The following is a 26,457-nucleotide window of genomic DNA, read 5'->3' as shown; positions in this document are numbered from 1 at the left end:
CTGTCATGAGCGACACCGAGCGCAGCGACGGCGATCCTGGGGGGCCGACGGCGATCGTCCTCGACTTTCTCGCCCACGGTCGGACCGAGGACGACCGGCCGCAGTATCAGAAACAACCGCTCGCATACGCGCTCGGGCGCGAGGACTTCCGCCTGTTCGAGGTGGTCCTCGGGCCCGACGCCGGCGTGTCGATCGGCGACGACCTGGTCGTCGATCGGGCGGCCGACGCCATCGAACGCACCGGCGAGGTCGAGTACGAGGACCTGACCGGGGGCGCCCAGTCGGAACTAGACTACGCCGTCGAGGACCTCGTCGACGAGGAGGAGCGGCGGTTCGTCGACTTCTACAACGACGCCCAGCCGATCACCCTGCGACTCCACCAGCTGAACCTCCTGCCCGGAATCGGCAAGAAGCTCCGGAACTCGATCCTCGACGAGCGCAAGCGCGGTCCCTTCGAGAGCTTCGACGATCTGGGCGAGCGCGTCGAGGGGCTGCACAACCCCCGCGAGGTCGTCGTCGAGCGTATCCTGGAGGAGATCCGCGAGGACGACCTCAAGTATCGCACCTTCGCCCGCCGGGACGAGGAATGAACGGCGAGCACACGCGAGAGGGAGACGCCGACAGCGACAGTGAACCCGAAACGGGAACGCGCGACCCCGACGCGCTGCTCCGGCGGGCGGGCGTCCGCGGTGACCCGAACCGCGACCAGCACTTCCTGGTCGACGACCGGGTGCTGGACCGACTACCCGAGTACGCCACGGAGGCCGACGTCGACCTCTCGCACGTCCTGGAGATCGGTGCCGGGACCGGCGCGCTGACCGACCGCCTGCTCGCCGCGGGCGAGCGGGTGACGGCTATCGAGCGCGATCCCGGCCTGGCCGCGTTCCTCCGCGAGGAGTTTGCCCCCGAGATCGAAGCGGGGGCCCTCACCGTCGTCGAGGGTGACGCGCTCGAAGTCGAGTTACCCGAGTTCACCGCCTCGATCTCGAATCTCCCCTACGGCCCGTCCAGCGAGCTGGCCTTCCGCCTGCTCCCGGAGAAGCGACCGCTCGTGCTCATGTTCCAGCGGGAGTTCGCCGAGCGGATGGCCGCCGAGCCGGGGACCGACGACTACGGCCGGCTGTCGGTGACGGCGGGCCACTACGCCGACGCCGAGGTGGTCGAACCCGTCCCCAAAGAAGCGTTCTCGCCGCCGCCCGCGGTCCAGAGCGCGGTGGTGCGGACGACGCCCAGCGATCCCGACTACGAGGTCGACGACGAGGACTTTTTCATGGCCTTCCTGAAGGCCGTGTTCACCCAGCGTCGGAAGACCATGCGCAACGCCGTCCGGAACACCGCCCACATCTCCGGGCTGGGCGACCCCGACGCGGTGGTCGAGGCCGCCGACGAAGGCCTGATGAGCGCCCGCGCCGGCAACGTCACGCCCGCGGAGTTCGCGGACCTGGCGACGCTGGCGTACGAGGTCGGCGACCCCGGCGAGCCCCAATGACCGAGGACCGGTCAGAAGCGGACGAGGCGGACAGTGACGAATCCGCCGGCAAGCCGGGACTGGCCGCCCAGCGCGACGTGGAGCAGGTGTACCAGCCCGCCGAGGACTCGAAGCTGCTGGCCGACGCCGTCGTCGAGCGCGTCGGCGAGGGCGACCGGGCGCTGGACGTGGGCACCGGCTCGGGCTACGTGGCCGCGCGGCTGCGCGAGGCGGGCGCCGACGCGGTCGGTGCGGATCTCAATCCCCACGCCTGTCGGCAGGCCGCCGAAGCCGGGATGCCGGTCGTCCGGGCCGATCTGACGGGGGCATTCCGGGACCGGGCGTTCGACGTGGTGACGTTCAATCCGCCGTATCTCCCGACCGAGGCCGAACAAGAATGGGACGACTGGATGGAGCGAGCGCTGTCGGGCGGCGAGAACGGCCGCGCGGCCATCGATCCGTTCTTAGACGACGTATCGCGGGTGCTCACTCCGGACGGGGCGGCCTATCTACTGGTGAGTTCGCTCACAGATCCCGACGCGGTGCGCGAGCGGGCGACCGAGAACGGACTCGCGAGCGAGGAGGTCGCGAGCGAGTCACACCCCTTCGAGACGCTGCTGGTGATGCGGTTCGCGCTCGACGACTGAGTCAGGACGAGGCGGCGACAGCACCGTCGGTGTTCTCGGGGTCGGGTTCGTCGCCCTCCGGAGCGGCCAGCTTCGCACCGAGGACGAAGAGGGCGACACCGGGGACAGCGGCGACGAACGACCGGACGAGCGCTCCGTGGAGCAGTCCCGACGTGACGATACCGTGAGCGCCGCCGTACCAGACCAGCGCGGCGGCGGTCCCGTACAGCCAGCGGCGCTGTCCCCGCGCCCGCGCGACGCCCATCGCGAGGAAGAGCACACAGCCCAGCCGCCAGAACCCGTTGACTTCGAACACGCGAACGGCGACTTCGACGGGCCCCGCTGGCGGCGTCCACTCGGCGATCCGCGGCGGCGCCGGCGCCACGTCGGTCGTCGGCTGGTGGTAGGTGTCGAGGGCCGCGGGGAGCGGCGCGAGCGGGACCGCGATCCACGCCAGCGGCGGCGTCAGCGAACGGATCCGACCCCGAAGCGCCGTCGCGGCCCCCCACGCGACCGCCGCGGCCCAGGCGAACGCCAGGAACACTCCGAGGAAGGGGACGATGTAGTGGTCGCCGATCGCCGGCACGCTGTAGTGATACCGCATGTGGTAGGGGTACGACAGCAACAGCGCCAGCGACCCGACGGCGACCACCACGCCGAGGACCCGAATCGCGGTCGGACCGGGGCGCGGGATCCGTGACACGCCCTCGTGTTCCGACAGGTTTCGTATAGACCTTCTGACTATCTTTCCGATACAGAGATTACCACAGCGCATCAAACGAGATAAGAAATATTATAGGGCGTCATTTCGTAGGACGTTCCAATGACACAGGTACGCTCGACGACGCCCGGCCTGTTTCCGGTACCGGACTGGGCGAAGGACGAACTCGCGAACTTGAAGGGCCGACAGAAAGGCGGGCTGGTCTCCGGTGACGAGAGCGCCGAGATCAGCGACGCTTACGACCGAGCACGCGAGGAGGTCGTCGGCCTCCAGACCGACGCCGGCCTCGATCTGGTCGTCGAGGGCCAGCTCCGGTGGGACGACATGCTCACCCACCCGCTGGCGGTCGCCGACGCCGTCGAGACCCGCGGGATCGTCCGCTACTTCGACAACAACAACTTCTATCGAGAGCCCGTCGTGACCGGCGACCTCTCGGCCACGGGCGACGTGGCCACCGACCTCGAAGCGACCGCCGAGCTCACGGACGAGAGCCTCAACGCCGTCCTCCCCGGCCCGTACACGCTGAGCCAGCTCGCGACGGACGAGCACTACGGCGACGAGGCCGCCTTCCTCTCGGCGCTGGCCGACTTCCTCGCCGCCGAGGCCGAGCGGTTCCCCGAAGTCGAGACGCTGTTCCTGCTGGAACCCTCGCTGCTGGAGTCGGCGCCCGACGACGGCGCCGACGAGCGCGCCAGCGAGGCCATCGACACGGTCGCGGGGGCCGCCGAGGCCGACGTGGTCGCCCACACCTACTGGGAGTCCCACAGGGGCGACGGCGGTATCGACGAGAAGGTGTACGCCCATCTCATGGACGCCGACGTCGACGCGGTCGGCTTCGACTTCGTCGCCAACCACGAGGACAACGCCTACGTGATCAGCGAGTACGGTGCCAAAGACGACATCGCGCTGGGGATCGTCGACGGGCAGAACACGCTCGTCGAGGAGCCTTCGGAGATCGCCGAACGCGTCGAGTGGACGCTCGACAACGCCCACGGCGTCGACTTCGAGACGGCCTACGCGACGATCAACACGCCGACGTTCTACCTGCCCTCCGGCAGGTTCGAGCAGAAGCTGGCGGCGCTTGGCGCCGTCGAGCGCGCGGAGGTGACGGCATGACCGACCGACCCGCCGACAACCGCGAGCAGTTTCGCCCGGCCGACCACGACAACGACCACTTCCTGCTGACCTCGGTCGTCGGCAGCTACAAGAAGCCCAAGTGGCTCGACCGCGCCCGCGAGCTCTACGAGGACGACGACGACAACTTCGGTGACACGGAGTGGGAGGAGGCCAAGGACGACGCCGCCCGCCTGATCACCGAGGAGCACGAGCGCGCGGGCCTCGATACCGTCGTCGACGGCGAGATGCGACGGACGGAGATGGTCGAGTACTTCGCCGAGCGCATCGAGGGCTACGAGTTCAACGGCCGCGTCAAAGTGTGGGGCCACAACTACTTCAACAAGCCCAGCGTCGCCGAGGAGGTCGAGTACGGCGAGCAGTGGCTCGTCGACGAGTTCGAGTTCACCGACTCCGTCGCCGACCGCCCCGTCAAGGTGCCCATCACCGGGCCCTACACCCTCGCCAACTGGACGTTCAACGAGGCCTACGACGACGACGAGGCGCTGGCCTACGACCTGGCCGACCTCGTCAACGAGGAGATCGAGCAGCTCGTCGACGCCGGCGCCCGCTATATCCAGATCGACGAGCCCGCGCTCGCGACCACGCCCGACGACCACGCCATCGTCGGCGACTGTCTCGAACGCATCGTCGCGGACATCCCCGAGGAGGTCCGCATCGGTCTCCACGTCTGTTACGGCGACTACTCGCGGATCTACCCCGAGGTGCTCGACTACCCGATCGACGAGCTCGACCTGGAGCTCACCAACGGCGACTACGAGCAGATCGACGTGTTCACCGAGCCCGAGTTCACCCTCGACCTCGCGCTGGGCGTCGTCGACAACCACACCGCCGAGGTCGAGACCGTCGAAGAGATCAAAGAGAACATCCGCCAGGGCCTGAAAGTCGTCCCGCCGGAGCACCTCACCATCTCTCCGGACTGCGGGCTGAAGCTGCTCCCCCGTGAGAAGGCCTACGCGAAGATGGAGAACATGGTCACCGCCGCCCGCGAAGTCGAAGCGGAACTCGACGCCGGCGAGATCGACGTGCCCGCCGCGGGCGAGACCGCCTCCGCCGACGACTGACTGCGGACTCGATCTCTCCGGCCGAACGCGCAGACGGACGCCCTCTCCGCTCGCAGACGGGTCGCATGGAAGTGGCGAGGCCCGCACGAGAACGGTGTCGGCGCGACCCATACTAGGTCCCTAGAGTCCCTCGAAGGAATAGGGCGGAAAGCGTTTTGAGGGGGCCGCCCGAGAGATCGATCAAGTGATAGACACCATGACGGACACGACCGACCAGCGGATCGAACTCTACCTTCGGGGGGACACGTACGGCAGCTACGACCGGCAACAGCGCATCCTCGGGCGCGTCGAGGATCTGGAAGCCGAGGGCGTCGTCACCGACACGGAGGTCGACGCCTCTTGGCAGCGCATCCGGACGCCCGAACAGGACAGCCGCGACGCGGCGCTGGCCACCTACGACGAGTTCGGCGACTGGGCGAGCGAAAACGGCTACCGGCTCGAACCTGCCTTCGAACGCCGCCAGCGCTCGTACATCGGTAGCGACGCGGTCCACGACGTGGTCGTCTTCCCGATGGCGTCGCTCGCCGTCTACGCGGGCAGCGATTTGCAGGCGGTGTTCCCCTGCGCCGACGAGACCGGGGCGATCAACTTTACCGTCCAGGACTGCCTCGACGCCCTCGAAAGCGGTGAGTCCGGATGGTTCGAGCAGTTCGCGACGGTGGCCGTCGACCGCGCGAGCCCGCGACTGACGGTCCACGCCGACTGAAACGGGGAGAAGCCGACCGCCACGACGGGTTTTCAGCTCCGCAACGCTTCGACGGGGCGTTCGTTGGCTGCCTTCCACGCCGGGTAGAGCCCGCTGAGCAGGCTCGTCCCGACGCCGAAAGCGAAGGCGAGCCCGATGTAGAGGAAGTTCCCGGGCCTGAAGGCGAGGGTCGCGTCGCCGAGGATGAAGTGATTGATCACCATCCCGGCGACGATGGAGAAGGCGGCGCCGGCGATACCGCCGACGATACCGAGCAGGACGGCCTCCGAGAGCATGATCTTCAGCACGTCGCGTTTCTGGAAGCCGACGGCGCGCAACACCCCGATCTCCTGGCGGCGCTCGACGGTACTCATCAGCATCACGTTGAGGATGCTGACGCCGGCGACCAGCAGGGAGATGGAGCCGATGCCGAGCAGGAAGAGATTCAGCGCCCGGAACGTCTGGCCGATCTGGTCGGCGAGGTCGGAGTTGTCGTCGACGGTGAACCGATCGCGGCGCTCGTTGAGCCGTTCGCGCAGCGCCATCGCCGTCTCGTTCGCCGCCCCGCCGTCCTCGGCCTGGACGATGACGCGGTAGTAGCCCCGCCGGTCGAACGACGACGAGGGGACGACGATGGCGTTCTCGGACGGGAGGAAGCCGACCGAGTCGCCGGGCGCGAGCACCGCCCGCACCGGCGTCGACGTGCCGTTGATAGCGATGGTGCTGCCGGGGTCGATGTCGTTCTCGGCGGCGATCCCCTGGCCGACGAGGACGCCGCTCCGGAAGTTCTCGGGGATCGACCCCTCCGCGGCGTCGTACACGGCGGCGGGCGACTCGACGCTCTGGACGAACCGGTTGCTCGGCGGTCCCCTGTCCAGCGAGACCGGGAGGTTCTGCTGCTGGATCGGGACGACGGACGCGCTCGACCCGGCGATGCGCCGGATGTCCCGCACTTCGCGTCGCGAGATGGCTCTGGGCGTCCGGACGTCCTCCCGGTTCGGCTCGACGGTCACCTCGTTCGCGATATCGCCGAGGTTCTCCGTGAGCTGATAGCGCAGGGTCAATCCGAACATGCCGAGCGACGCGATCGCGATGACGCCGATGACGATGCCCAGCGCCGCGAGCACGGATCTGACTTTCGTCCGTGCGATGTTGCGTCGGGCCATCAGCAGTGCAGGGACCCGACGGAACAGCCGCTCCATCACGGCCGATCACCGTCACCGGGTCGCGGCTCCGAGCCGGGCGCTTCCGGGGCGCTCGAGTGCCCGCCGTCCCCGGGAACGTCCTCGCCCAGGTGGCCGTCGACGAGTTCGACCGTCTCGTCGACGTACTCGTTGACGAGCTCGTCGTGCGTGACGGCGACGACGGCCACGTCTCGCTCGGTGATCGCGACGAACTCGTCGAGGATCGTCCGACCGGTCTCCCGGTCGAGGTTGCCGGTCGGCTCGTCCGCCAGCAGGACGCGCGGCTCGTTGACGAGCGAGCGGGCGATGGCGACGCGCTGTTTCTGCCCGCCCGACAGCTCGTCGGGCTTGTGGTCGAGCCGATCCCCGAGCCCCATCCGTTCGAGCAGGTCGACCGACCGCTCCTCGACCGACGGGTCGTGGTCGAACAGGGCGGGCACCTCGACGTTCTCCTTCGCGGTGAGCGTCGGGACGAGATAGAAGTCCTGGAAGACGAACCCGATAGTGCGCTTGCGCGAGCGGGTCCGTTCGCTGTCGGAGAGCCCGGTCACGTCCTCGCCGTCGAGCCGGACCTCCCCTTCGCTGGGGTCGTCGAGGAGTCCGAGGAGGTTCAACAGCGTGGTCTTGCCGCTGCCGCTGGGCCCCATGATGGAGACGAACTCGCCGGGCTCGACTGCGAAGTCGATCCCCTCCAGGGCCTCCAGCGTCTCCCCGCCGGTCCGGTAGCGCTTGACGACGTTCCGGGCTTCAATCACCGCCACGGCTCGCCCTCCAGGTGCGGACGATCAGCGCGAGCACGACCACCACCACGACGGCACCGATCGCCAGCGGGAGGGGGAATCCGCCGCCGGCGGACTGCGGTTCGACGTCCGGACCGACGGCGAGCGCGCGGCTCGCGCCCGCGGCGTCGACCTCGAACGTCCGCGTGTGTCGCTCGCCGTCGACGAGGTACTCGACTTCGAGCGGGATCGCCGAGACGTTGCCCCGCACGGCCGCGTACACGTCGAACGAACGGAAGTCACTCGCCGGGACGGTCGTGACGAAGTACTCGGGGTTCGGGGCAGTCGGCGTCACCCGCTCCGTGTCGTCGACCCTGACCAGAACGCTCTGGGCGTCGGTCGTCCCGAGGTTACTCGCGCTCCCCGAGACGCGCAGTCGCCCGCCCTCGGGGACGACCTCGATCCCGGTCAGACTGATCGTGCCGGGCGCCTGTGTGAGCGCTGTCGACGCCGTTGCCTCTCCACGCTGGCGGGCCACGTCGTACGTAGCGTCCACGTCGACGGCCGCGCGGTCGCCCGACAGCGTCGCGTTCAGACGAACCGCCCGTGACTCGCCGGCGGCGACGCGGTCGACGAGCGCCTGTCCGACCGAGGCGTTCGGCGAGGTGGCGCGGACGCTGACGTTCGAGATCGGCGCGTTACCTCGGTTGAGCACAGACACCGTCACCGCCTGGGAGTTGCCTCCCTCGCGGGTGCTCAGGTCCAGCGCGACGTTGTCGGCCAGCGGGTCGGCGCCGACGGTGAGCGTCTCGGTGACGGTCCGGCTCGCCCCGCCCGGCGTCGAGTAGGTGAGCGTCGCGGTCAGCTCGTGGTCGCCGGCCGTCGACGGGCGGAAGTCGAAGGCGGCCGTCGCCGACTCGCCGTCGGCGATGCGTGTGAACACCGAGCGGTCGTTGCGGACGGTGACGCCGTCGCCGGCGACGGTCAACTCGGCGTTCGTCACCGCCGCGCCGAGTCCGTTGGCCACCGTGACGGTCCCGTGGGACGCCAGCCCGGCGATCGAAGCGTTCGTGTCGATGTCGAGTTGCGGCCGTTCGGTCGCCGTCCGGACGGTCACCGTGTCGGTGACCGTGTCGGTCACGCCGCCGGCGGTCGTGTAGGTCAGCGTCGCCGTCATCCGGTGGCGACCCGCGTCGTCGGCGCGGTAGTCGAACGCGACGGTCCGGGAGGCGTTGCTCGCAACCGTCGCGAGCACTTCCCGACGGTTGGTGACGGTGACGTTCTCGCCGCCGACGGCGAGTTCGACGCTCTCGATGGGGCTCGACAGGCTGTTGGCGACGGTGACCGAGCCGTCGGCACGGACGCCCGCGACGGAGTCGTTGGCGTCGATGTCCAGTTGCGGATAGCGCTGTTCGACCGTGACCGACACCGGGTAGCTCAGCCGTGTCACCCGGTCTTGCTCCGTGTCACGGCCGGAGACGTTTACCTGCAGGTCGTACGTGCCGGGCTCGTCGAACGATACCGACAGCGGGACCGACCGCTCGCCGCCGGCCGGGATCGTCCCGATGTTCTTCACGTCGGCGTACTCTTCGGGATGGGGTCCACCGTCGGCCTCGACGACCCGCACGCGGTCGACGAAGTAGCCCGCGGAGCTACTGCCGAAGTTCTCGATGGTCGGCTCGATCGTGACGTCGTCGCCGGGGACCGGTTCGGATGGGGTCACGTCGACCGACGAGATGGTCACGTTCACGCTGGTGGCGGCCGCGACGGCCGGAAGCGATGCGACTGCGATCAGGAGCGCGAGAGCTATCGTCTTGGTCCGGTTCATGTCTCGGAGGAGATACGGTTCGCGACTGGCGACTCGGTGCGGGTGACGCGGAAGGGAGGGATGGGGAGTAGGGGCGGCAGTAGTGCGAGCGGCGGTTCGTCGGCGGTCCTCGACGGCAGCCGGGAGCGGCGGGGACGATAGCGCGGCAGAGTCCCGGACCGCGAGCAGGTGGTACGACCGACGCCCCCGCCAGCGACGACGTCGACTCTCGCGGGCGGACGGAACCGTCGGGGCCGGTCGTCGGGGACGGCACGGAGGGCATCCCGCCGGAATGTCTGTGGAGCGATAACTTAAGAACTTCGTTATCGAAAACAGGTCTCCGACACAACAAGTCCGGTCGCAGCGAACGGGGTCGTGTCGGATCGAACGGATCGCGGGCGGCGGGTCCTTACCGCGGGAGCTCGGCGATCAGGCGGTCGAACTGCTGGCGGTACTGGAACTCCGCGCGGGCGCGGCCGAGGTCGTCCTCGGCGAAGGCGTCGTCGAAGCCCGTCATCCGCCACAGGAGCGTCGACAGCTGGTAGATCGGCTTGGTCCGCTCGTAGGTCTCGCCGGGGTCGAACGCCGCGTGGGTCCGGTAGCCCTCGTACAGCTGTTCGCGCAGGCGCTCGCAGACCTGCGGGTCGTCGAACGTCGAGTCGATGTAGAGGAACTCCGACTGGGCGAGCTGGTAGTCCCGGTGGGCGGCCAGCGTGTCCTGCCAGTCCAGCACCGCGGTGATCGGGTCCGGCTCGTCGAGCATGCACAGCAGGTTCGTCGGCTGCATGTCGTCGTGGACGAGCCGGGGCATCCCGTCTTCGGGCACCAGCGACAGGGTGTCTTCGATGGCGTCGCGGGCTCGTGACTGCATCCCTTCGAAGGGCGTCCCGCCGAGGCGGTCGATGTGCGAGCGGGTCAGGTCTGCGAAGTACTCCCGCCAGTTACCCCGCCAGTTGCGGATGGTGATCCGGTCGTCGTAGAGCATCAGCCGACCGAACGCCTCGAAGGCGATCTCCGAGTGCAGGTCGCCCATGATCGTCCCGACCTGCTCGATGACCCGCTCCCAGTGGCTCTGGTCCATCGCGCCGTACTGGTCGGCGAGGTTGTCCCCGCGCACCCGCTCGGTGACGAAGTAGGGCGGCACCGACCGCTCGGGCTCGCGCTTGAAGACGAGGATGCGCGGGATCGGGATCTCGGTCCGGTCGGCGACGTACTCGTGGAGCTTCGGCTCGACCGCGAACCGGTCGTCGCCCGGCGGTTCGAACTTCACTACCACCTCGTACTCGTTACCCTGGTAGACGAGCGTGACCATGTACACGTCCGCTCGCGTCCCCCCCGTGGCCGCCTCGTAGCTGAACTCCTCGTAGTCCGGGCCGGACTCGTCGAGGACGGCTTCGATATCTGCGGCCGATGTCGTCTGCACGACACCCTATAGATCAGGGGGTGAGAAAAATGTATCACCTGCGGCGAAGCCGAACGTCCGACGCCCGTCGGACGAGACCCGGTCACCCCGTCCCGGACGGCGACCGGACCGCCCCTACCGCTCGCCGCAACAGTTCCGCCGACGCGAGCGCGACGAACACCGCTCCGCCCCGCGCGAACCCGCGGACCAGTCGGGACGTCGTGTCGTCCATCTCCGAACCGCGCGGGAGCAGCGCCGCGAACAGCAACGCCGCGCCGACGAATCCGAACGCGACGCGCAGGCCGGGCCCCCACCAGTAGCAACAGAACGCGACGCCGGGCAGAACGAGTAGCGCGAGCAGGAGTCCCTTCTCCGGATGCCGGAGAGCGGTCACCGCGGCCGGCCCGAGGGGGACCCACCCGAGCGCAGCGAGGAGGTACCCGCCGAAGGCGACCCACCCGTCGGCGGGCGGTGACGGCCACCCCGGCACGGCGTCCCGGGCCCGAAGCGCCGGGTCGCCCCACCGCCCGAGGACGCCCGCCGCGAACAGACAGAGACTCCCGAACAGCAGTTTCAGCGGACCGTGACCGAGCATCACGACCGGGGGGCCGACGGCGAGGAATCCGAGCCACGCGCCAGCGGCGAACACGAGCGAGTCCGTCTCGCCTCCCCAACCCCGGAGCGCGACGGTGAGCGCGACCGCCGCCAGATACGCGAGTTTCCCGACGTTCGGGTTCAACGCCATCTCCGCCGGGACGGCGAGCGGCGTCATCGCCCACGAACCGACACTCGCCCAGACGGCGAACGCCGCCCCGAGAGCGACCAGAAGCGTGGCCGCCCGCGGCTCTCGATACGACACGCTGGGCACGTCGGTCGACTGTAATAAAAGCGCGTCGGCGGGCGACGAGTCGCCCGCTGCGCAGCGACGGCGGAAAAGCGGGGACTCAGCGACTCAGTGGCCTTCGTCTTCGTACACCCAGGGCTCGTCCGAGCGGGTGTACTCGACGAGTTCGTCCTCGTCGAAGAACAGCTCGATCTCGCGTTCGTTGGCGCCCTCGTCCTCGTGGTCCGAGCCGTGGATGATGTTCTGACCGAGGTCGAGCCCGTAGTCGCCGCGGATCGTGCCGGGTGCGGCGTCGGCGGGGTCGGTCGCGCCCATCATCTGTCGGACCTGACGGGTCGCGTCGGCGCCCTGCCAGACCATCGCCATCACCGGACCGCTGGTGATGAACTCGACGAGCTCGTCGAAGAACGGCTTGTCCTCGTGTTCGCCGTAGTGCTGTTCGGCGAGCTCTTGGTCGATCTGCATGAACTTCGCGCCGACGAGCTTCAGCCCGCGCTCTTCGAGGCGGGTGACGATCTCGCCGGTGAGCCCGCGCTGGACGGCGTCGGGCTTGGCCATCACGAACGTGCGCTCGTCGTGGTGGCTCATCGAGCCTCGGCCTCCTCCTCGTCGGCGTCGGACTCGTCGTCCTCGGAGTCGGCGTCCGCCTCGTCGGCTTCGGCCTCGTCGGGGTCGGAGGCGCCGGCCTCGACGGCCTCGTCAGGTTCGACGTCTTCGAGGTCCTCGTCGGTGTCACCGGGCGCGTCGACGTCCTGGCCCTGGTCCTCGATGTCCGTGGGGCGCTCGTCGGCGGTCGATTCGGACTCCTCGTCGTCGTCGGCCTCGGCGGCTTCCTCCTCGCCGGCCCACTCGAGGTCGCGGGACTCGCGACCGAGGTTGGCGTTCTTCTCGCACTTCGAGGAGCAGTAGTGGATGGTCGAGCCGTTGACGCGGACGAACATGGTGCCCGTCCCGGGCTCGATGTCGGTGCCGCAGTAGTCGCATTCGCGCGTTCGTGGCATTATTGGCCTCCGATCTGGTCGGCCTCGCGCGCGGTCTCGCGGAGCTGGAGCACGTCGCCCTCCCGGACCGGCCCGAGGACGTTTCGCGTGATGATGCGGCCCTGGTTCTCGCCGCCGCGGATCCGGCACTTGACCTGCATGGCCTCGCCGTGCATCCCCGTGCGGCCCACGACTTCGATGACTTCGGCGGCCGTGGAACCGCCGTCTCCGTCGGATTCTTCAGCAGACATCGAAGGTCACCTACCGGAGTTCCTCGACCTTGCCGGCGATGTCGTCGACGTCGTCCTGGGCGTCGCCCGCGTCGACGACCGCGGCGGCCGCGCTGCCGACTTCGAGCCCGGCGGCGTGGCCGACCTCGTCCTGCGTGCCGATGAAGACGAACGGGATCTCTTTCTCGTCGGCCAGCTCCGGGAGGTGCATGACGATCTCCTCGGGCTGGACGTCCTCGGCGACGAAGACGAGCTCGGCGTTGCCGCGCTCGACGGCCTTGGTGGTCTCGTTGGTTCCTTTCTTCACGGTGCCTGTGTCTCGTGCGACCTCGAGGGCCTCAAGAGCGTCGTCCTCGAGGTCCGCGGGCACGTCGAAATCTACGTATACTGGCATTTGTGGATCACCTCCCACGCGTGGGCTCGCGCTCCCCCGCCGCCGGGTCGGACCCGGGCGCCGCGAGAAAATCGCGGCGGAATATCCTGAGAGGCTAGGAGCATCATCAACCCCGCGTGGGCTGTACACCCATCTGGCAGAGGAGTACTAAAAGCACTTTCGAAGACGACCCCGCGTGCGAGCCGCCTGCACACGTCACGCCCGCTCGACGCCCTCGCGTGGCAGATCCTCGACACACTGTCGTCCCCCGATCAACTGCCGTTACGACCGACGGTCCCGCGACCGGTAAGCGGCCCGCAGCCGACCGCTATGTCGACCCGATCGGCGGGCATTTGTCGCTCGGCGGCGGACGGGAGCCCATGACCGTCGACCGCGTCGCGAACGCACTCCGCGAGGAAGCCCGCGCGACCAACGAACGGCGGCTGCTCGTCCTCGCCGGTGAGGGCGAAGCCACCCGCGCGGCCGCCGTCGACGCCCTCGACGCGGTCGACATCGAGTCGCGAGACGTGACCTACCTCGGTGAGTCCGAGGGGACGCCCTGGGAGCGGATCACGCTTGCCAGCGCCGGCGACCTGCTCGGGACGACCCACGGCGCGCTCGTAGTCGACTGTCACGAGGCGTGTCGCCCGAACGCGCTCGGGCGAGCGGTCGGCGCCGTCGACGGCGGCGGCCTGCTCGTCCTCTGTGTCCCCTCGCTCGATTCGTGGCCCGACCGCCGCGACGGGTTCGACGAGAGCCTCGCCGTCCCGCCGTTCGACGTGGCAGACGTGGCGGGCAACTTCCGGCGTCGGCTGGTGGGGTTGCTGCGCGCTCATCCCGGGATCGCCATCGTCGACGTGGGCGACGGCACGACCGAACCGACCGTCGAGCGCGACGGGCTGACCGAGCCCGCGCCGCACCGCCCCGTCGACCCGCCGGCGGCCCCGGACGACGCCGCGTTCCCCGACAGCGTCTATCGGCGATGCAGAACCGACGACCAGGTGACGGCCGTCGAGGCCCTCGAAGCGCTCGGCGAGCCGGGTACCGCCCTCGTCGTCGAGGCCGACCGCGGGCGCGGGAAGTCCAGCGCCGCGGGGCTCGCGGCGGGGGCGCTCGCACTGGCGGGCCGGGACGTGCTCGTCACCGCGCCACAGTACCGCGGCGCCGCGGAAGTGTTCGCTCGCGCCCGCGAAGTGCTGGTCGACGCGAGGGCGCTCGCGGGCGACCCCGACGAGTCGGATCCGACGCTGCTCGAAACGTCTCAGGGCCGCGTCCGCTTCGAGAAGCCGACGACCGCGGCCGAGCTACCGGACGGTCCCGACGCCGTCGTCGTCGACGAGGCCGCGGCGCTGCCCGTGGGGCTGCTCGAACGGTTCCTCGACGCCCCCGCGGCGGCGTTCGCGACCACGGTTCACGGCTACGAGGGCGCGGGTCGGGGGTTCTCCGTGCGCTTTCGCGACCGCCTCGAGGAGAGCGACTTCGACGTGACCGACGTGTCGATGACCGACCCGATCCGCTACGCCGCCGGCGATCCCGTCGAGGTGTGGGCCTTCCGCGCGCTCCTACTCGACGCGGGTCCCGCCGTCGACTCGCTCGTGGAAGACACCGGTCGCGACTCGCCGTCGCCCGACTACCGCGCCTTCGACGCCGCCGACCTGCTCGCGGACGAACACCTGCTCCGGGAAACCTTCGGACTGCTCGTCGCCGCCCACTACCGCACGGAGCCGTCGGACCTGGCTCGCCTGCTCGACGCGCCGAACGTGACCGTTCGCGCGCTCACCCACGAGGGCCACGTCGTCTCGGTCGCGCTGCTGGCGCGCGAGGGGAACCTCCCCGCGGACCTGCGGGCGCACATGTACGAGGGCGGCCGCGTGCGGGGGAACATGATCCCCGACGTGCTGACGAGTCAGCTCCGCGACGAGGACGCCGGCGTCCCGGAAGGGCTGCGCGTGCTCCGGATCGCGACCCACCACGCCGTCCGCTCGCGCGGGCTCGGGTCGCGGTTGCTCGCGGAGGTCCGGTCGGAGTTCGCCGAGGACGTAGACTGGCTCGGCACGGGCTACGGCGCGACGCCGGAACTGCTCGACTTCTGGCGTGCCAACGGCTTCTCGACCGTCCACCTCTCGACGACCCGCAACGACGCCAGCGGCGAGTACTCCGCGGTGATGCTCGCTCCCACCAGCGACGCCGGCCGCGACCTCGCCGACCGCCATTCGCGGTGGTTCGTCGACCGCGTCGCGGCGATGCTGTCGGACCCGCTCGACGATATGGACCCGGACGTGGTGCGCGCGGCGTTGCGGAGCGTCGACGGGACGACGGACCTCGACCTCACCGAGTGGGAGTGGCGCCTGCTCGCCGGGATGACGGGCGGTGCCGGCATCTTCGACACTTCGCCGCGACCGCTCCGGCGGCTGACCGTCCGGTACTTGACCGACGCCGGCGGGCCGACGACGGGCGAAGACGCCGACGGCGAACCGAGCGAGGCGCTGCTGACGCCCCGCCAGGAGCGGCTGCTCGTCCGGAAAGCGCTGCAGGGCCACTCGTGGGGAGCCGTCGCCGAGGAACTGGACTTTCACTCCCACGGCCAGTGCATGCGGGCGCTGGGGGCGGCGACCCGACCACTGCTTTCACGGTTCGGCGGCTCCAAGACGACCCAAGAGCTGGAGCGACTGAAATGATGCAACTCCCCGCACTCTCCGCCCTCCCCGCAGACCTGTTCGTGATCGTCGCGTTCGTCCTGCTGGTCGGCGGCGTCGTCGGCAGCGTCACCCCGCTCGTCCCGGGCGGCATCCTCTCGCTGGCCGGCGTCGTCGTCTACTGGTGGGCCAGTGGCTTCGCCGAACCGAACGTCTTCGTCCTCTCGGGCCTGCTGTTCGTCGCGCTGATCGCCGTCGCGACCGACTGGCTGGCCGGTGCCGTCTCCGCGAAGGCCGGCGGTGCCTCCACCCGGACGACCGTGATCGCCACCGTCGTCGGCCTCGTCGGGCTCGTGTGGGGCCCGCTGGGATTCCTCGTCGGCACCGCCGGCACCGTGTTCGTCCTCGAACTGGTCGACGGCGGCGAGTTCGAGGAGAGCGCCCGCGCCGCCGGCGTGACCCTACTGGGCATGCTCACCTCCAGCGTCCTGCAGATCCTGTTGACCGCGGGCGTCCTCGTCGCGATGGTCGGCGTCGTCCTGCTGTGAGGCCGAGAGCACGACTGTTCGGTACGGTGTGCGAGTTGAGTGGTTGTTTTGTGCGGACCCGTCGCGAAACGAAGTCGAACGACCGCGACCGCAGAGAACAGCAGGTGGTGAAAGCCCTCGGCGCGCTCGCGGTCGCTGAGCGGGATATCCGCGCTCTCCGCACCGCCCGCGCGGATAGTGCCCGCTCAAGCGACTAAACTGGACGCGAGCACGCCTCGCCCTTTCAGTCCACCAGGGACCGCCCAGCACAGCAACCGCAAAAAGCCACGTACCTCCCCAGCCGATTCGCGACACGAGCGTCGCGAATCCCTCGCGCGGCTGTTTCGAGCGGCCCGCCACGAGGCGGGCACGCTCGACAGCACGCGCCGACCGCACCGCTAACTACATTACCTGTACTGAAATTCCGAGATGCCGCCACCAAAGACTACCCTCGCGGAGGCCGAAATGGGAGTATGGTCGAGTGCGCGGAAGACGGCTGCGAGGACGAGGCTGTCGTCGAGGTACACGTCCCCTGGGCGGACGACCGGCGGGTCTGCACCGGGCACGCGCGAGTGATCGCCCGGCAGGACGGCGTGGTCGCGGACCCGCTGGACGGCTACGAAGGCGAGTGGCCCTGAGGCACCGAAAGACGAGGGCCAGGGCGACGACCGTCGGTCACTCCGACTCCGGCTTCGAGGGGCCGCGCATCCACTGGTCCGAACGGTAGGACTGAGCCACGTCGAGACACCGCTCGACGAGCGGGTGGGAGTCGTAGCTGACCACGCCCTCCTCGCGGTCGAACTCGACGACGCCGGCGTCGTCCAGTTTCGGGAGGTGATTGTGGTGGAGCGTCGAGGCGAACGCGTCGGGGTCGGCCTCGCACTCCGTCGCGACGGCGTCGACGAGCGCCGGAAGTTCCAGCGCCCCTCGAGGTGCCGTGCGGAGCACGGTGACGACCGCACGCCGTCGTCGGTCGGCCAGCAGCTCGAACGCCGTATCGAGTTCGTCCTCGTCGTCGGCCGTCATCGGGTACGACTTTGTGAGAACGCTGTATAAAAGTCTACCGTGGTGTACCGGGGAGCCGTCGCCGAATCGACCCGACGCCGGCTCGCGGGTTCCGGGCTTGCCGGGCGCGAGTCGCGGCGGCGTCGTCGACCCCTCAGACAGTCGTCGCGAGCATCACTTCGTCGAGGTACTCGCCGTCGATCTTGTAGTGGTCCTCGCGGACCGCCTCGACCTCCCAGCCGTGGGCTTCGAGGAAGTCGATCGCGCCCTCGTTGGCCTCGGGGACGCTATTGTAGATCTTCTCGTAGCCGTTGTCGCTGGCCCACTCGACGCCGCGTTCGAGGAGTTCGCTCCCGATGCCGTGGCCGCGGTACTGGTCGAGAACGCCGACCGTGAGTTCGGCCGTGTGGTCGAGTTTCGCCGTCTCGTGGGTGTTGAGATTGACCCAGCCGACCACTTCGCCGTCGACGGTGGCGACGAAGAACACCCGGGACTGCAACTCGTTGTGTCGCAACAGTACCTCTTCGTGGTCGACCACGTCGGCGACCGTCTCGGCGTCGACGTAGGTACCCCCGCCGATAGCCTGGCGGATCACGCCGACGAGCCCGGTCAGATCCTCCTCCCGGGCGCGGCGGATCGTCACCTGGACGCCGTCCGAACTGAACTCCTCTTCCAGTTCGTCGTCGTAGGCGATCCGCAACTCCGCCTCCGATTCGAGCAGGACACCGTCGCGTTTGAGGATCGCGACGTGATGACCGAACGCCCGCGGCTCCATCTCCAGCGCCCGCCGGACCTTCCGGGGCTCGACCGACCCGTGGCGCTCGACGTAGTCGTAGATGTCACGCCGGTCGTCGTGGTCGAACGAGAGTTCTGCCGTGAGCTCCATGAGAGACCATACCACGCCGTGACACTTAGCGTTTATCACGGTCGATCGGCATAAAACCGCGTCTGCGGGCGAATCGGTCGGCCGACGATCTCACTCGTCGCGCGAGGGGACACCGGTCAGGATCCGGGCCACGTCGACGACGTCGTGGGTGTCGAGGAGCGCCTCGGCGGCCGTGCGGACGGAGTGGTCCGGGACCGTGTCGACGCCGTAACAGCGGGCGTACAGTTCGAGGTAGGTGTTGAGTGCGCGCTCCAGCCGCTCGAACTCCGCCTCGCCGAAGCGGTGCCACTCGCCCGAGCGGGCGTCGACGTACACGGCGACGGCCGCGCCGATGCCCTCCCGGCAGACGGTTAGCGCGCGCTCCTCGTCGGGCGGATCCGCCGGCGGGTCGAACGACTCGCGGGCGGCCGCCGCCTTCTCGGACAGGTCGTCGATGCGGTCGCGGTACTGTGATGACATGGAAGCCGGTGAGCGGAGTCCGGGATACCGCCCGTCTCACCCCCGTTCGTACTCGACGCCCTTGCCGCCGCGGGGGTGGGTCCAGTCGGTGTCGGCGACGACGGCGCAGGTGCCGCACTCGACGCAGGGCTGGGTGTCGAGGCTGACGACGTGCTCCTCGGTGCCGTTCGTGCCGACGTACTCGTCGCGATAGCAGCCCCCGCCGAAGTCCTCTGCGCTGACCGGACAGGCCGTCACCGCCGTTCCGCTGGCGGCGAAGGCGTTGTCGCGCAGTTCGATGTGAGGGTTGCCCTCGTCGACGTCGTAGGTCAGGTCGCCGATCCGGTCGTCTAGTTCCGGCGGCTCGACGGTGTTGAGGCCGTCGACCGGTTCGCCGAGTTCCTCGGCGATGACCGTCGGGACGGTGACGTAGCCCATCCGCGTGTCCGGGAGCATCCCCATGAGGAACGGGGAGTTGAACAGCGACTCCGCCCGGTCGCCCAGCGCGGAGATGGCCGCCCGGCCGACCACGGAGTCGGTCACGGCGTCCATCGCCGAGGCGACCGGCCCGACCTCGCCGAGCTTCCCCAGTGTCCTGTAGCGGGTCGGCCGGAGCTTGTCCATCACGCCCTCGGCCTCCAGCTTGGCGACGTAGCGCTCGCCGGCGGCGTCCGTGTCGCCTCGCGACCTGGCGTCGACGAACGCTTCGGCCGCGAGCGCGCCCGCGGTGACGGCGTGGTTCATCCCCTTGATGATCGGTCCCTGTGCCTGCATCTGACCGGCCGCGTCGCCCACCAGCAGGAGTCGATCCCGGTAGGGCGAGGGGTGAGCCACCTTCTTCGAGTCCGGGACGAGCTTCGCCGAGTACTCCAGTTCGTCGTACTCGCCGCCGAGCCAGTCGGTCAGGAGGGGATGGGTGAGCAGGTTGTCCAGCAGCTCCTGGGGCTCGGCGCGCTCGTCTGCGATCGAGTCGAGGTGGAAGACCGTCCCGATCGACAGCGACTCGTCGTTCGTGTAGAGGAACCCACCACCGCGGACGTTCTCGAAGAGGTCGCCCGAGAACAGGTGGGCGACGCCCTCGTCTCCGTCGACGTCGAACCGACCCTCGATGGCGCCTTCGGGCATATCCACGACCGCCTTGACCCCTTGGAACCACTCGTCGGGCTCCTCCCAGTCCATCAGTCCGGCGTCGCGGGCCAGCTCGGAGTTGACCCCGTCGGCCGCGATTATCACGTCGGCCTCGATGGGGTCGAGTTCGTCGCAGGTGACGCCGACGATCTCCGCGCCCTCCCGGAGGAGGCCGTTCACCCGGACTTCCGTCAGGAGACCGCCGCCGGTCTCGCGGGTCATCTCGTGGACTTCGCGGGCGAGCCACGAGTCCATCTTCCGCCGGAGCACCGAGTCGGCCCACTCGGTGTCGTGGTGGTGCAACTCGCCCAGGTCGAAGGTCTTCACCTCTCGCCCGGCGACGTTGTGGATGTAGTGCTCGGTGACCTCGCGGTCGCTCGCCTCCTCGCGGAAGCCGGGAAACAGCTCGTCGATCGTGTACGGCGAGGACTCCTCGGCGTATATGAGCCCCCCCGAGACGTTCTTCGAGCCGGCGTCGACCCCTCGTTCGAGGACCAGCGTCTCTACGCCGTTCCGTGCGAGTGTCGCGGCCGCCGCCGCGCCGCCGGGGCCGGCGCCGACGACGACCGCCTCGTAGTGTTCGTAGTCGTCAGTCATGGTCAGTCGTCGCTCGCCTCCGCGACCGCCGTCGCCAGTTCACCCGCCTCGACCGCCTCGGTCAAGCGGGGCACCACTTCGAACAGGTCGCCCTCGACGAAGTAATCGGAGAACCCCCGGATGTCCGCGTCGGGGTCGGAGTTGATCGCGACGATCGTGTCCGACTCGTCCATCCCGACCTTGTGCTGGATCGCCCCGGAGATGCCCGCGGCGACGTACACGTCCGGTTCGACGACCTGCCCGGACTCGCCGATCTGTCGATCCTCGCCGATGTAGCCCTCGACGTGTCCCTCGAAGTTGTACGAGGAGGTGATCACCCCCCGCGAGAGACCGAGGGCGGCGTCGTCGAACGCGTCGACCAGATCGAGCCCGAGTTCGATCCCCTCCGTGGGCGAATCGCCGATACCGCGCCCCATCGCGACGACCACGTCGTGGCCGGTGAGGTCGATCCCCGAATCGAGCGTGTCGTAGTCGGTCACGTCGACCCCGAACCACGATTCGTCGAGATCCATCTCGTACTCGACGACCTCCCCCTCTCGCTCGGGGTCGGCCTCGGGGATCTCGAAGCTGCCCGGAATGACCGACGCGCCCTGGGGGTGGAAGTCGCGGAAGGGCTTGTCGATACAGAGGATCGTCGAGTACTCGAACCCGGAGAAGTCCGGGCGCTTCATGTGCAGGATACGCTCGAACTCCACGCTGTCGCCGGGGTTGCCCGTCTTCGCGGGGTTGGAGATCATCGCCTCCTCGATGTAGAGGCCCGAACAGTCCGAGGCCAGCCCGGAGTCGAGTTCGCCCTGGACGAGCGCCGACAGGTCACGGCCGTTGTTCGTCGCCGGGAAGACGGTGTAGCGCGGTTCGTCGTAGTCCTTCCAGTCGACCTCGGCGTGGTCGTCGTCGGCGACCTGGCCGCCCGCGCGAGCCATCGAGCAGAAGATCTCCGTGTACGGTTTGTGTCGGAACCGGGCCAGCCGGTCGTCTTCGAGGGTGACGACCCGATCGGCGCCGTACTCGATCACCTGGTCGGTGAGACCACTCACGGAATCGCCGATCAGGACGGCGACCACGTTCTCGGGCTCGCCGTCCTCGTCGCCCCCGTACTTTCCGGAAGACGAGTCTTCCGACTCCCCGCTCGCGTCGCTCGCGGGGACCTCGTTGTAGTCGTCCATCAACTGGCGGGCCTTGCCGAGCATCTCCATCGAGACGTCGATCAGCTCGCCGTGCTGGGTCTCACAGTAGACCCACATGTCCCGATATTCGGCGTCCTCCAGCCGCTCGACCCACTGCTTGTCGGCGGTGGGGTGGTCGAGGTCCGGGTGTTTCTCCTCGGGCGGCACGTACTCCAGTTCCTCGCCGTCGCCCTCCTCGTCGCTGCCCTCGATGGACTCGATGCGGTCTTCGATCTGGCCTTTCGCGGTCTTTCGGTCTCGGCCCGCTCGCTCGCGCTCCAGCATGTCTTCGAGGACGGCCGCGTCGTCGATATCCCGCACGAGGTTCGCGATATCCGCGACGGTGAGATCGGAGAGATCGACGGATTCGGGGTCGATCTCCTCGTCTTCCCCCTCGACGTTCTCGATGCGGCTCTCGATGAGCGTCTTCACGGGAGCGCGGTCCTCCCCGCCTTCCTCCAACTCCAGCATCTCCCGCAGTTCGTCGGCATCGTCGACGTCCTTGACCTTCGGCCCTAGCTCCGCGATCTCGTGGTCCGTGGGGTCTATCTCCGGCATGGTCAGTCACCTCCCGCGTACGGCGCGAGTTCTTCGACGACGCCCCCCATGGCCGCGTCGTCGTTCGGGTCGACCACCGTCGCCTCCCGCTCGCTGGGTGCTTTCGGGATGGGGTCGACGCCAGCGACGATCGTCGGCGAGCCGTCGAGCCCGATGTAGTCCGGATCGAGGTTCAGCGCCGCGTGGTCCCACATCGTGAACCGGTCCCAGTCGGTCGGGTCGAGATCCGAGCCGTCGTCGAGGTACTCGCCGAACTCGTCTGCCCTGTCGCCCGCGGTCTCGCGCAGGTCTTTGTGTCTCAGTCGGTGGTCGGCCCGCCGGTAGGTCGGTTCGAACTCGGGGTCGGCGACGACGAACGCCGGCAGCGGCGCCTCGACGGTCTCGATCTCTTCCACGTCCCCCTCGACGAGGCGCTTGGCCCTGAGGATCCCTTCGTCCTCGGCGATGTCGAGCGAGATGACGTGTGTCACGAGCGGCATGTCGAGACACCACTCCGTCTGGGGGCCGGTGTGGCCGGTCTCGCCGTCGGCGGTCTTGAAGCCCGCGAACACCAGGTCCGGTGGGTCCGCCAGCTTCTGGATACCCGTCGCGACGGTCATCGCCGTCGCCCAGGTGTCCGCCGCGCCCATCTCCCGGTCCGAGAGCAGGTACAGGTCGTCCGCGTACACGTCCCGCATGCCCTCCTGGAGCACTTCCATGTAGCCCGGCGGCCCCATGCTCATCAGCGAGACGGTCCCCCCGTTGCGGACCTTCGTCTGCAGCGCCGCCCTGAGCGCGTGTCTGTCGTTCGGGTTCATCACCGTCGGCGTCTTCCCCCGCTCTAGGTGACCGTCATCGTCGAAGGAGACCTGGCCTTCCCTGAAGTCCGGGACGCCTTTGGTCAGTACGACAGTATGCATATTGGTATCACACAGTTTGGTAGCCGAGCGGACAATGGGTAAATTTTTCGTCTACCGAAACCGCGCGTCTGAGGCACGTACTAACAACGGTATCTTTCCGAGGAGAATCGGTCTCTCGGCCCCCGTAGCTTGGATTTCGGTGAAAACAGTGGAGAGTATCCGGAAAGCAGCTGGTAAAAGTACAGAACGCGATCGTGGCCGGCCACCGAGCCGGGCCGTCTCAGATGCGGCCGGCGCGGCCGGGGTCGACGTCGATCGCGTCGACGGGGCAGACGTCGACACAGAGCATGCAGTCGATACACTGGTCTTCGTGGGCCGGGTCGGCCTTGATCTCGCTCTCGGGGTGGTCGGGGGTGTCGACCCACTCGAAGACGTCGACCGGACAGTCCTCGAGACAGGCGCCGTCGGCCAGACAGATGTCGAAGTCGACGGCCACGTGCGTCCCGTGGATGCCCAGCGTTTCCGGTTCCTCGACGGGGCCCCAGACGTTGTGTCCCTCGTGTTCCTCGGCGACGTCGCGGTTGGTCTCGAACTCCGGATCGATGGCCATGGATACCTAGAGTCACCGGCCGGGCCACCGTAAACCTTGCTGCCGTCGAACCGCACGACGACGGCCCGCTCGGGTGCGAGCGGCGGGGAGCGGCGCCGTGGTCACTGGATTCGCTACCGCTCCCTCTCGGCCAGTCACCTCAGACGGGGTCGCCGTCAGTTCTCGGGCGAGGTGAGGATAGTGTTGGTGACGAGTCTGACGATCGCTCGCCGGAGTCGCTCGGTGACGGCCTGGTCGGAGATGCCGAGTGCGTCGGCGAGTTCCACCGTCGTGCAGTCGCGAGGGATGTCGTAGTACCCCTCCTCGACGGCGAGGACGATCGCCTCGCGCTGGCGCTCGGTCAACCCGAACCACGGACCGAGGTCGGGTTTGCTCGGGTTGTAGACGCGGATGACCTCGAAGCCGATATCGTCCTCGCGACACCGCTCCTGAAAGGTAGACATCGCGTCGTGAGAGGGGAACCGCAGCTCGAACCGCCAGGAGTCACCGGTTCCGGTCGCGTTGAGGATGTAGGCGTTGACCGCGCGAACGGCCCGGAAAACCGCGTCGTTCTCGACCGACCACTCGAACGTGTAGAGGACGCGGTCGTCGTAGGTGTCGATCTGGACGAGGTCGTCGACCGACGAGGCCTCGTAGACCGTCTCCTCGAACGCCTCGAAGTCCGCACCGTAGACCCAGAAGAAGGGGACCGCCCGCTCCCCGGTGGGGACGAGCGACTCCAGCTCGACCGTCCCCGAATCAGACACGTCCATGATACGTCCCAGCTCGAACTCCGTCGCGGGAATGCTAATCTCGGCGATGACGCTCATATAGACAACGCTTCCGTGTTACACGGCCCGCCCGAAAGCCAATGAGCATGACACATCATGCAGCGTTATCGTTCTTGAGTACGCTCGTGTCCGTCGAGCGCCACGACGGACCCGTTCGCCAGAGATGTGTTTCCGGTGTCCAGTCGTGGGCGATAATCACGGGCGTCCTCGGCGGTCTCGGGGTCCGCGTACGGTCAGGGATGGGTGTAGTAGGCGACCGCGGGGTCGCTGTCGAGGTCGTCCAGCCGGGCGAACCCGACCCGTTCGAACTGGACCAGGTCCTCGACCTCGTAGTCGAGGACGCCCGGTTCGACGACGCCGGTCACGTCGCCGTCCATCGTCCGCAGGCGCAGGCGCGGTCCGTCGGCCGGTGCCCAGTGGATCACGTCCACGTCGCCTTCGCGTACCACGTCGAGGTCGTCGCCCGTCGCGACGAGTTCCCCGTCGTCGTAGCGGACGCAGCCGTAGCCCTTGAGCCAGACGCGCTCGCCCTCCGCGGGGAGGTCGGCCGTCTCGACGACGACGCTGTCCTCGACGGGGATCGAGCGCCGGCCGCGGTCCTCGTGGTTGGGGTGGACGAGCGGCTCGCCTTCGTCGGGCCCGCCCGAGATCGGCAGGTCGACGCTCCCCTCGGTTCCGGGGCCCTCCGCACGGACGAGGAAGGCGCGGTCGGTCTCCTCGTCGATCAGTTCGCGGTTGTTGGAGTAGATAGACGACATCGCCAGGTCCACGTTCGACGAGGAGGTCCCGAGTTCGACCATCGCGTCGACGATGGCCTCGCCGCGGATCCCCCGCCGTCGGAGGCTCGCGATGGTCGGCGCGCGCGGGTCGTCCCAGCCCGTGAGTTCGCCCGCTTCGATCCGCTCGATGATAGTCGAGGTACTCATCGGCACGTCGTAGGCGTCGATCTGGACGTGACCCCAGTGGACGACCTCGGGGTACTCCCAGCCGAAGTAGTCGTAGACGAACCCCTGCCGTTTCGCCGAGTCCTGCAGGTCGATCCCGCGGACGATGTGGGTGATGTCCGTGAGGTGGTCGTCGATCCCGCTCTGGAAGTCCAGCATCGGCCAGCAGCGGTAGTCGGCGGCTTCCTCGCGCGGGTGCGGCGTATCGATCATCCGGAAGGCCACGAAGTCCCGCAGGGCGGGGTTCTTGTGCTCGATGTCGGTCTTGACTCGCAGGACCATCTCGCCGCTGTCGTACTCCCCGTCGACCATCGCGTCGAACTCCTCGTGGACCGTCTCGGTGTCCTTGTCGCGGTGGGGACACGGTTCGCCCGAGTTCTTCAGGTCCGAGAACGCCTCGCCGGAACAGGAGCAGGTGTAGGCCCCACCGAGATCGATCAGCTCCCGCGCGTGGTCGTAGTAGATATCGACCCGGTCGCTGGCCTCGATCACCTCGTCGGGCTCGAACCCGAGGTAGTCGACCGCGTCGACGATCTCGTCGTACGCGTCCAGGTCCGGTCGTTTGGTCTCGGGGTCGGTGTCGTCGAACCGACACAGCATCCAGCCGTCGTACATGTCCTTGTAGGTCCCGATGACGGCGGGCATCCGCGCGCTCCCGAGGTGCCACGGGCCGTTCGGGTTCGGCGCCAGCCGCATCCGGATCTCGTCGTACTCGTCGGCGTTCGGGAGATCGGGGAGCACCTGGTCGTCCTCCTCGTCCTCGGCGTCGAGCTCCTCGACACGCTCGGGCGCGAGTTCGGCGAGTCGCTCGCGTTTCTCGCCGGCGTCCATGCCGTTGACCCGCTGGACGACCGGCGCCACCACGCCGGCCATCTCGTCGCCGTGCTCGCGGAACTCGGGATTGTCGCCCATCAGCGGCCCCATGATAGCCCCGACCTGCGCGTCGCTGTCGTGTTTCAGCGCGTTGAACAGCGCGTTGACCTCCGCGGCCTCCTCGGCCTGCTCGCGTACGTCGTCGTCCATTACCGGACGGTTCTGTCCCCCGCGTGAAAACCGCGTTGGGTTCGGTCGGTCCCCGGCGTCGTCGAACCGAGCCCCGCGCCGCACGCAACCGGT

Annotated in this window: 28 protein-coding genes; 9 read left to right on the top strand and 19 right to left on the bottom strand. The window is 68.6% G+C overall.

The window, feature by feature from the left end:
- The first annotated feature begins 5 nt into the window (after positions 1-5).
- Genes I7X12_RS16480 through I7X12_RS16470 form a run of 3 tightly spaced genes read left to right on the top strand, consistent with a single transcriptional unit; the run spans position 6 to position 2,115 of the window.
- Complete coding sequence (locus I7X12_RS16480; RefSeq protein WP_198061126.1) at positions 6-590, top strand: DUF655 domain-containing protein; 585 nt, start codon at positions 6-8, stop codon at positions 588-590.
- On the top strand, positions 587-1,489 hold the full coding sequence (locus tag I7X12_RS16475) for a 16S ribosomal RNA methyltransferase A (RefSeq protein ID WP_198061125.1): 903 nt from the start codon (positions 587-589) through the stop codon (positions 1,487-1,489). Before I7X12_RS16480 ends, I7X12_RS16475 begins: the two co-directional genes overlap by 4 nt.
- A complete protein-coding gene (locus I7X12_RS16470; protein WP_198061124.1) occupies positions 1,486-2,115 on the top strand; it encodes a HemK2/MTQ2 family protein methyltransferase in 630 nt (209 codons plus the stop codon). Before I7X12_RS16475 ends, I7X12_RS16470 begins: the two co-directional genes overlap by 4 nt.
- A 1-nt stretch (position 2,116) precedes the next feature.
- On the opposite strand, the gene I7X12_RS16465 is transcribed toward I7X12_RS16470, so the two are convergent.
- Positions 2,117-2,797, bottom strand: coding sequence for a hypothetical protein (locus I7X12_RS16465; protein WP_198061123.1), 681 nt, complete (start codon positions 2,795-2,797; stop codon positions 2,117-2,119).
- A gap of 120 nt (positions 2,798-2,917) precedes the next feature.
- On the opposite strand from I7X12_RS16465, the gene I7X12_RS16460 reads away from it, so the two are divergent.
- The 3 genes from I7X12_RS16460 (at position 2,918) to I7X12_RS16450 (ending at position 5,719) form a co-directional block, all read left to right on the top strand.
- Positions 2,918-3,931 (top strand): 5-methyltetrahydropteroyltriglutamate--homocysteine methyltransferase, encoded by a 1,014-nt coding sequence (locus tag I7X12_RS16460; protein WP_198061122.1) that lies wholly within the window; start codon positions 2,918-2,920, stop codon positions 3,929-3,931.
- On the top strand, positions 3,928-5,013 hold the full coding sequence (locus tag I7X12_RS16455) for a methionine synthase (RefSeq protein WP_198061121.1): 1,086 nt from the start codon (positions 3,928-3,930) through the stop codon (positions 5,011-5,013). Before I7X12_RS16460 ends, I7X12_RS16455 begins: the two co-directional genes overlap by 4 nt.
- A 184-nt stretch (positions 5,014-5,197) precedes the next feature.
- Positions 5,198-5,719 (top strand): HTH domain-containing protein, encoded by a 522-nt coding sequence (locus I7X12_RS16450; protein ID WP_232342888.1) that lies wholly within the window; start codon positions 5,198-5,200, stop codon positions 5,717-5,719.
- 32 nt (positions 5,720-5,751) lie between these two features.
- Here the strand turns inward: I7X12_RS16450 and I7X12_RS16445 are convergent, their stop codons facing one another.
- The 9 genes from I7X12_RS16445 to rpl7ae form a co-directional block, all read right to left on the bottom strand.
- Entirely contained in the window at positions 5,752-6,900 is a 1,149-nt protein-coding gene (locus I7X12_RS16445; RefSeq protein ID WP_232342886.1) for an ABC transporter permease, read from the bottom strand.
- Positions 6,900-7,643, bottom strand: a complete 744-nt coding sequence (locus tag I7X12_RS16440; protein ID WP_198061120.1) for an ABC transporter ATP-binding protein — start codon at positions 7,641-7,643, stop codon at positions 6,900-6,902. Before I7X12_RS16440 ends, I7X12_RS16445 begins: the two co-directional genes overlap by 1 nt.
- Positions 7,630-9,429, bottom strand: a complete 1,800-nt coding sequence (locus tag I7X12_RS16435) for a COG1361 S-layer family protein (protein WP_198061119.1) — start codon at positions 9,427-9,429, stop codon at positions 7,630-7,632. Before I7X12_RS16435 ends, I7X12_RS16440 begins: the two co-directional genes overlap by 14 nt.
- Before the next feature lie 388 nt (positions 9,430-9,817).
- Positions 9,818-10,831 carry a phosphotransferase family protein gene (locus I7X12_RS16430; RefSeq protein WP_198061118.1) on the bottom strand — a complete coding sequence of 338 codons (1,014 nt, stop codon included), beginning with the start codon at positions 10,829-10,831 and terminating at the stop codon, positions 9,818-9,820.
- Positions 10,832-10,913: 82 nt separating this feature from the next.
- Positions 10,914-11,669, bottom strand: coding sequence for a hypothetical protein (locus I7X12_RS16425; RefSeq protein WP_198061117.1), 756 nt, complete (start codon positions 11,667-11,669; stop codon positions 10,914-10,916).
- A 93-nt stretch (positions 11,670-11,762) separates the two neighbouring features.
- Positions 11,763-12,242, bottom strand: coding sequence for a nucleoside-diphosphate kinase (gene ndk, locus I7X12_RS16420; RefSeq protein WP_198061116.1), 480 nt, complete (start codon positions 12,240-12,242; stop codon positions 11,763-11,765).
- On the bottom strand, positions 12,239-12,655 hold the full coding sequence (locus I7X12_RS16415) for a 50S ribosomal protein L24e (protein WP_198061115.1): 417 nt from the start codon (positions 12,653-12,655) through the stop codon (positions 12,239-12,241). The genes ndk and I7X12_RS16415 overlap by 4 nt, the downstream gene beginning before the upstream one ends.
- On the bottom strand, positions 12,655-12,885 hold the full coding sequence (locus tag I7X12_RS16410; RefSeq protein ID WP_135362901.1) for a 30S ribosomal protein S28e: 231 nt from the start codon (positions 12,883-12,885) through the stop codon (positions 12,655-12,657). Before I7X12_RS16410 ends, I7X12_RS16415 begins: the two co-directional genes overlap by 1 nt.
- A gap of 10 nt (positions 12,886-12,895) precedes the next feature.
- The gene (gene rpl7ae / locus I7X12_RS16405) at positions 12,896-13,258 is read right to left on the bottom strand and encodes a 50S ribosomal protein L7Ae (protein ID WP_198061114.1); all 363 of its coding nucleotides are present in this window, start codon (positions 13,256-13,258) and stop codon (positions 12,896-12,898) included.
- Between the two features lie 359 nt (positions 13,259-13,617).
- Here rpl7ae and tmcA point away from each other — a divergent pair, with 359 nt between their 5' ends.
- From tmcA to I7X12_RS16390, 3 genes are all read left to right on the top strand, one after another.
- On the top strand, positions 13,618-15,915 hold the full coding sequence (gene tmcA / locus I7X12_RS16400; protein WP_198061113.1) for a tRNA(Met) cytidine acetyltransferase TmcA: 2,298 nt from the start codon (positions 13,618-13,620) through the stop codon (positions 15,913-15,915).
- Entirely contained in the window at positions 15,915-16,421 is a 507-nt protein-coding gene (locus I7X12_RS16395) for a DUF456 domain-containing protein (RefSeq protein WP_198061112.1), read from the top strand. The genes tmcA and I7X12_RS16395 overlap by 1 nt, the downstream gene beginning before the upstream one ends.
- Before the next feature lie 452 nt (positions 16,422-16,873).
- A complete protein-coding gene (locus I7X12_RS16390; RefSeq protein WP_198061111.1) occupies positions 16,874-17,038 on the top strand; it encodes a hypothetical protein in 165 nt (54 codons plus the stop codon).
- Positions 17,039-17,075: 37 nt separating this feature from the next.
- Here the strand turns inward: I7X12_RS16390 and I7X12_RS16385 are convergent, their stop codons facing one another.
- The 9 genes from I7X12_RS16385 to I7X12_RS16345 form a co-directional block, all read right to left on the bottom strand.
- Entirely contained in the window at positions 17,076-17,426 is a 351-nt protein-coding gene (locus tag I7X12_RS16385; protein ID WP_198061110.1) for a DUF7344 domain-containing protein, read from the bottom strand.
- Between the two features lie 133 nt (positions 17,427-17,559).
- Positions 17,560-18,291, bottom strand: coding sequence for a GNAT family N-acetyltransferase (locus tag I7X12_RS16380; RefSeq protein WP_198061109.1), 732 nt, complete (start codon positions 18,289-18,291; stop codon positions 17,560-17,562).
- Between the two features lie 90 nt (positions 18,292-18,381).
- Entirely contained in the window at positions 18,382-18,750 is a 369-nt protein-coding gene (locus I7X12_RS16375) for a hypothetical protein (protein ID WP_198061108.1), read from the bottom strand.
- A gap of 36 nt (positions 18,751-18,786) precedes the next feature.
- Positions 18,787-20,454, bottom strand: coding sequence for an FAD-dependent monooxygenase (locus tag I7X12_RS16370; protein WP_198061107.1), 1,668 nt, complete (start codon positions 20,452-20,454; stop codon positions 18,787-18,789).
- A 2-nt stretch (positions 20,455-20,456) separates the two neighbouring features.
- Positions 20,457-22,178 (bottom strand): electron transfer flavoprotein subunit alpha/FixB family protein, encoded by a 1,722-nt coding sequence (locus I7X12_RS16365; RefSeq protein ID WP_198061106.1) that lies wholly within the window; start codon positions 22,176-22,178, stop codon positions 20,457-20,459.
- Between the two features lie 2 nt (positions 22,179-22,180).
- Positions 22,181-23,077 (bottom strand): electron transfer flavoprotein subunit beta/FixA family protein, encoded by an 897-nt coding sequence (locus I7X12_RS16360; RefSeq protein WP_198061105.1) that lies wholly within the window; start codon positions 23,075-23,077, stop codon positions 22,181-22,183.
- 220 nt (positions 23,078-23,297) lie between these two features.
- Positions 23,298-23,627, bottom strand: a complete 330-nt coding sequence (locus I7X12_RS16355) for a 4Fe-4S dicluster domain-containing protein (RefSeq protein WP_198061104.1) — start codon at positions 23,625-23,627, stop codon at positions 23,298-23,300.
- Between the two features lie 155 nt (positions 23,628-23,782).
- Positions 23,783-24,436, bottom strand: coding sequence for a helix-turn-helix domain-containing protein (locus I7X12_RS16350; RefSeq protein ID WP_198061103.1), 654 nt, complete (start codon positions 24,434-24,436; stop codon positions 23,783-23,785).
- A gap of 194 nt (positions 24,437-24,630) precedes the next feature.
- A complete protein-coding gene (locus I7X12_RS16345) occupies positions 24,631-26,364 on the bottom strand; it encodes a glutamate--tRNA ligase (protein ID WP_198061102.1) in 1,734 nt (577 codons plus the stop codon).
- Positions 26,365-26,457: the final 93 nt, after the last annotated feature.

This window comes from Halosimplex litoreum (genome assembly GCF_016065055.1).
Lineage (GTDB): Archaea > Halobacteriota > Halobacteria > Halobacteriales > Haloarculaceae > Halosimplex > Halosimplex litoreum.
Note: the sequence above shows the minus strand (reverse complement) of the source record. Positions and strands in the feature narration are given on the sequence as shown.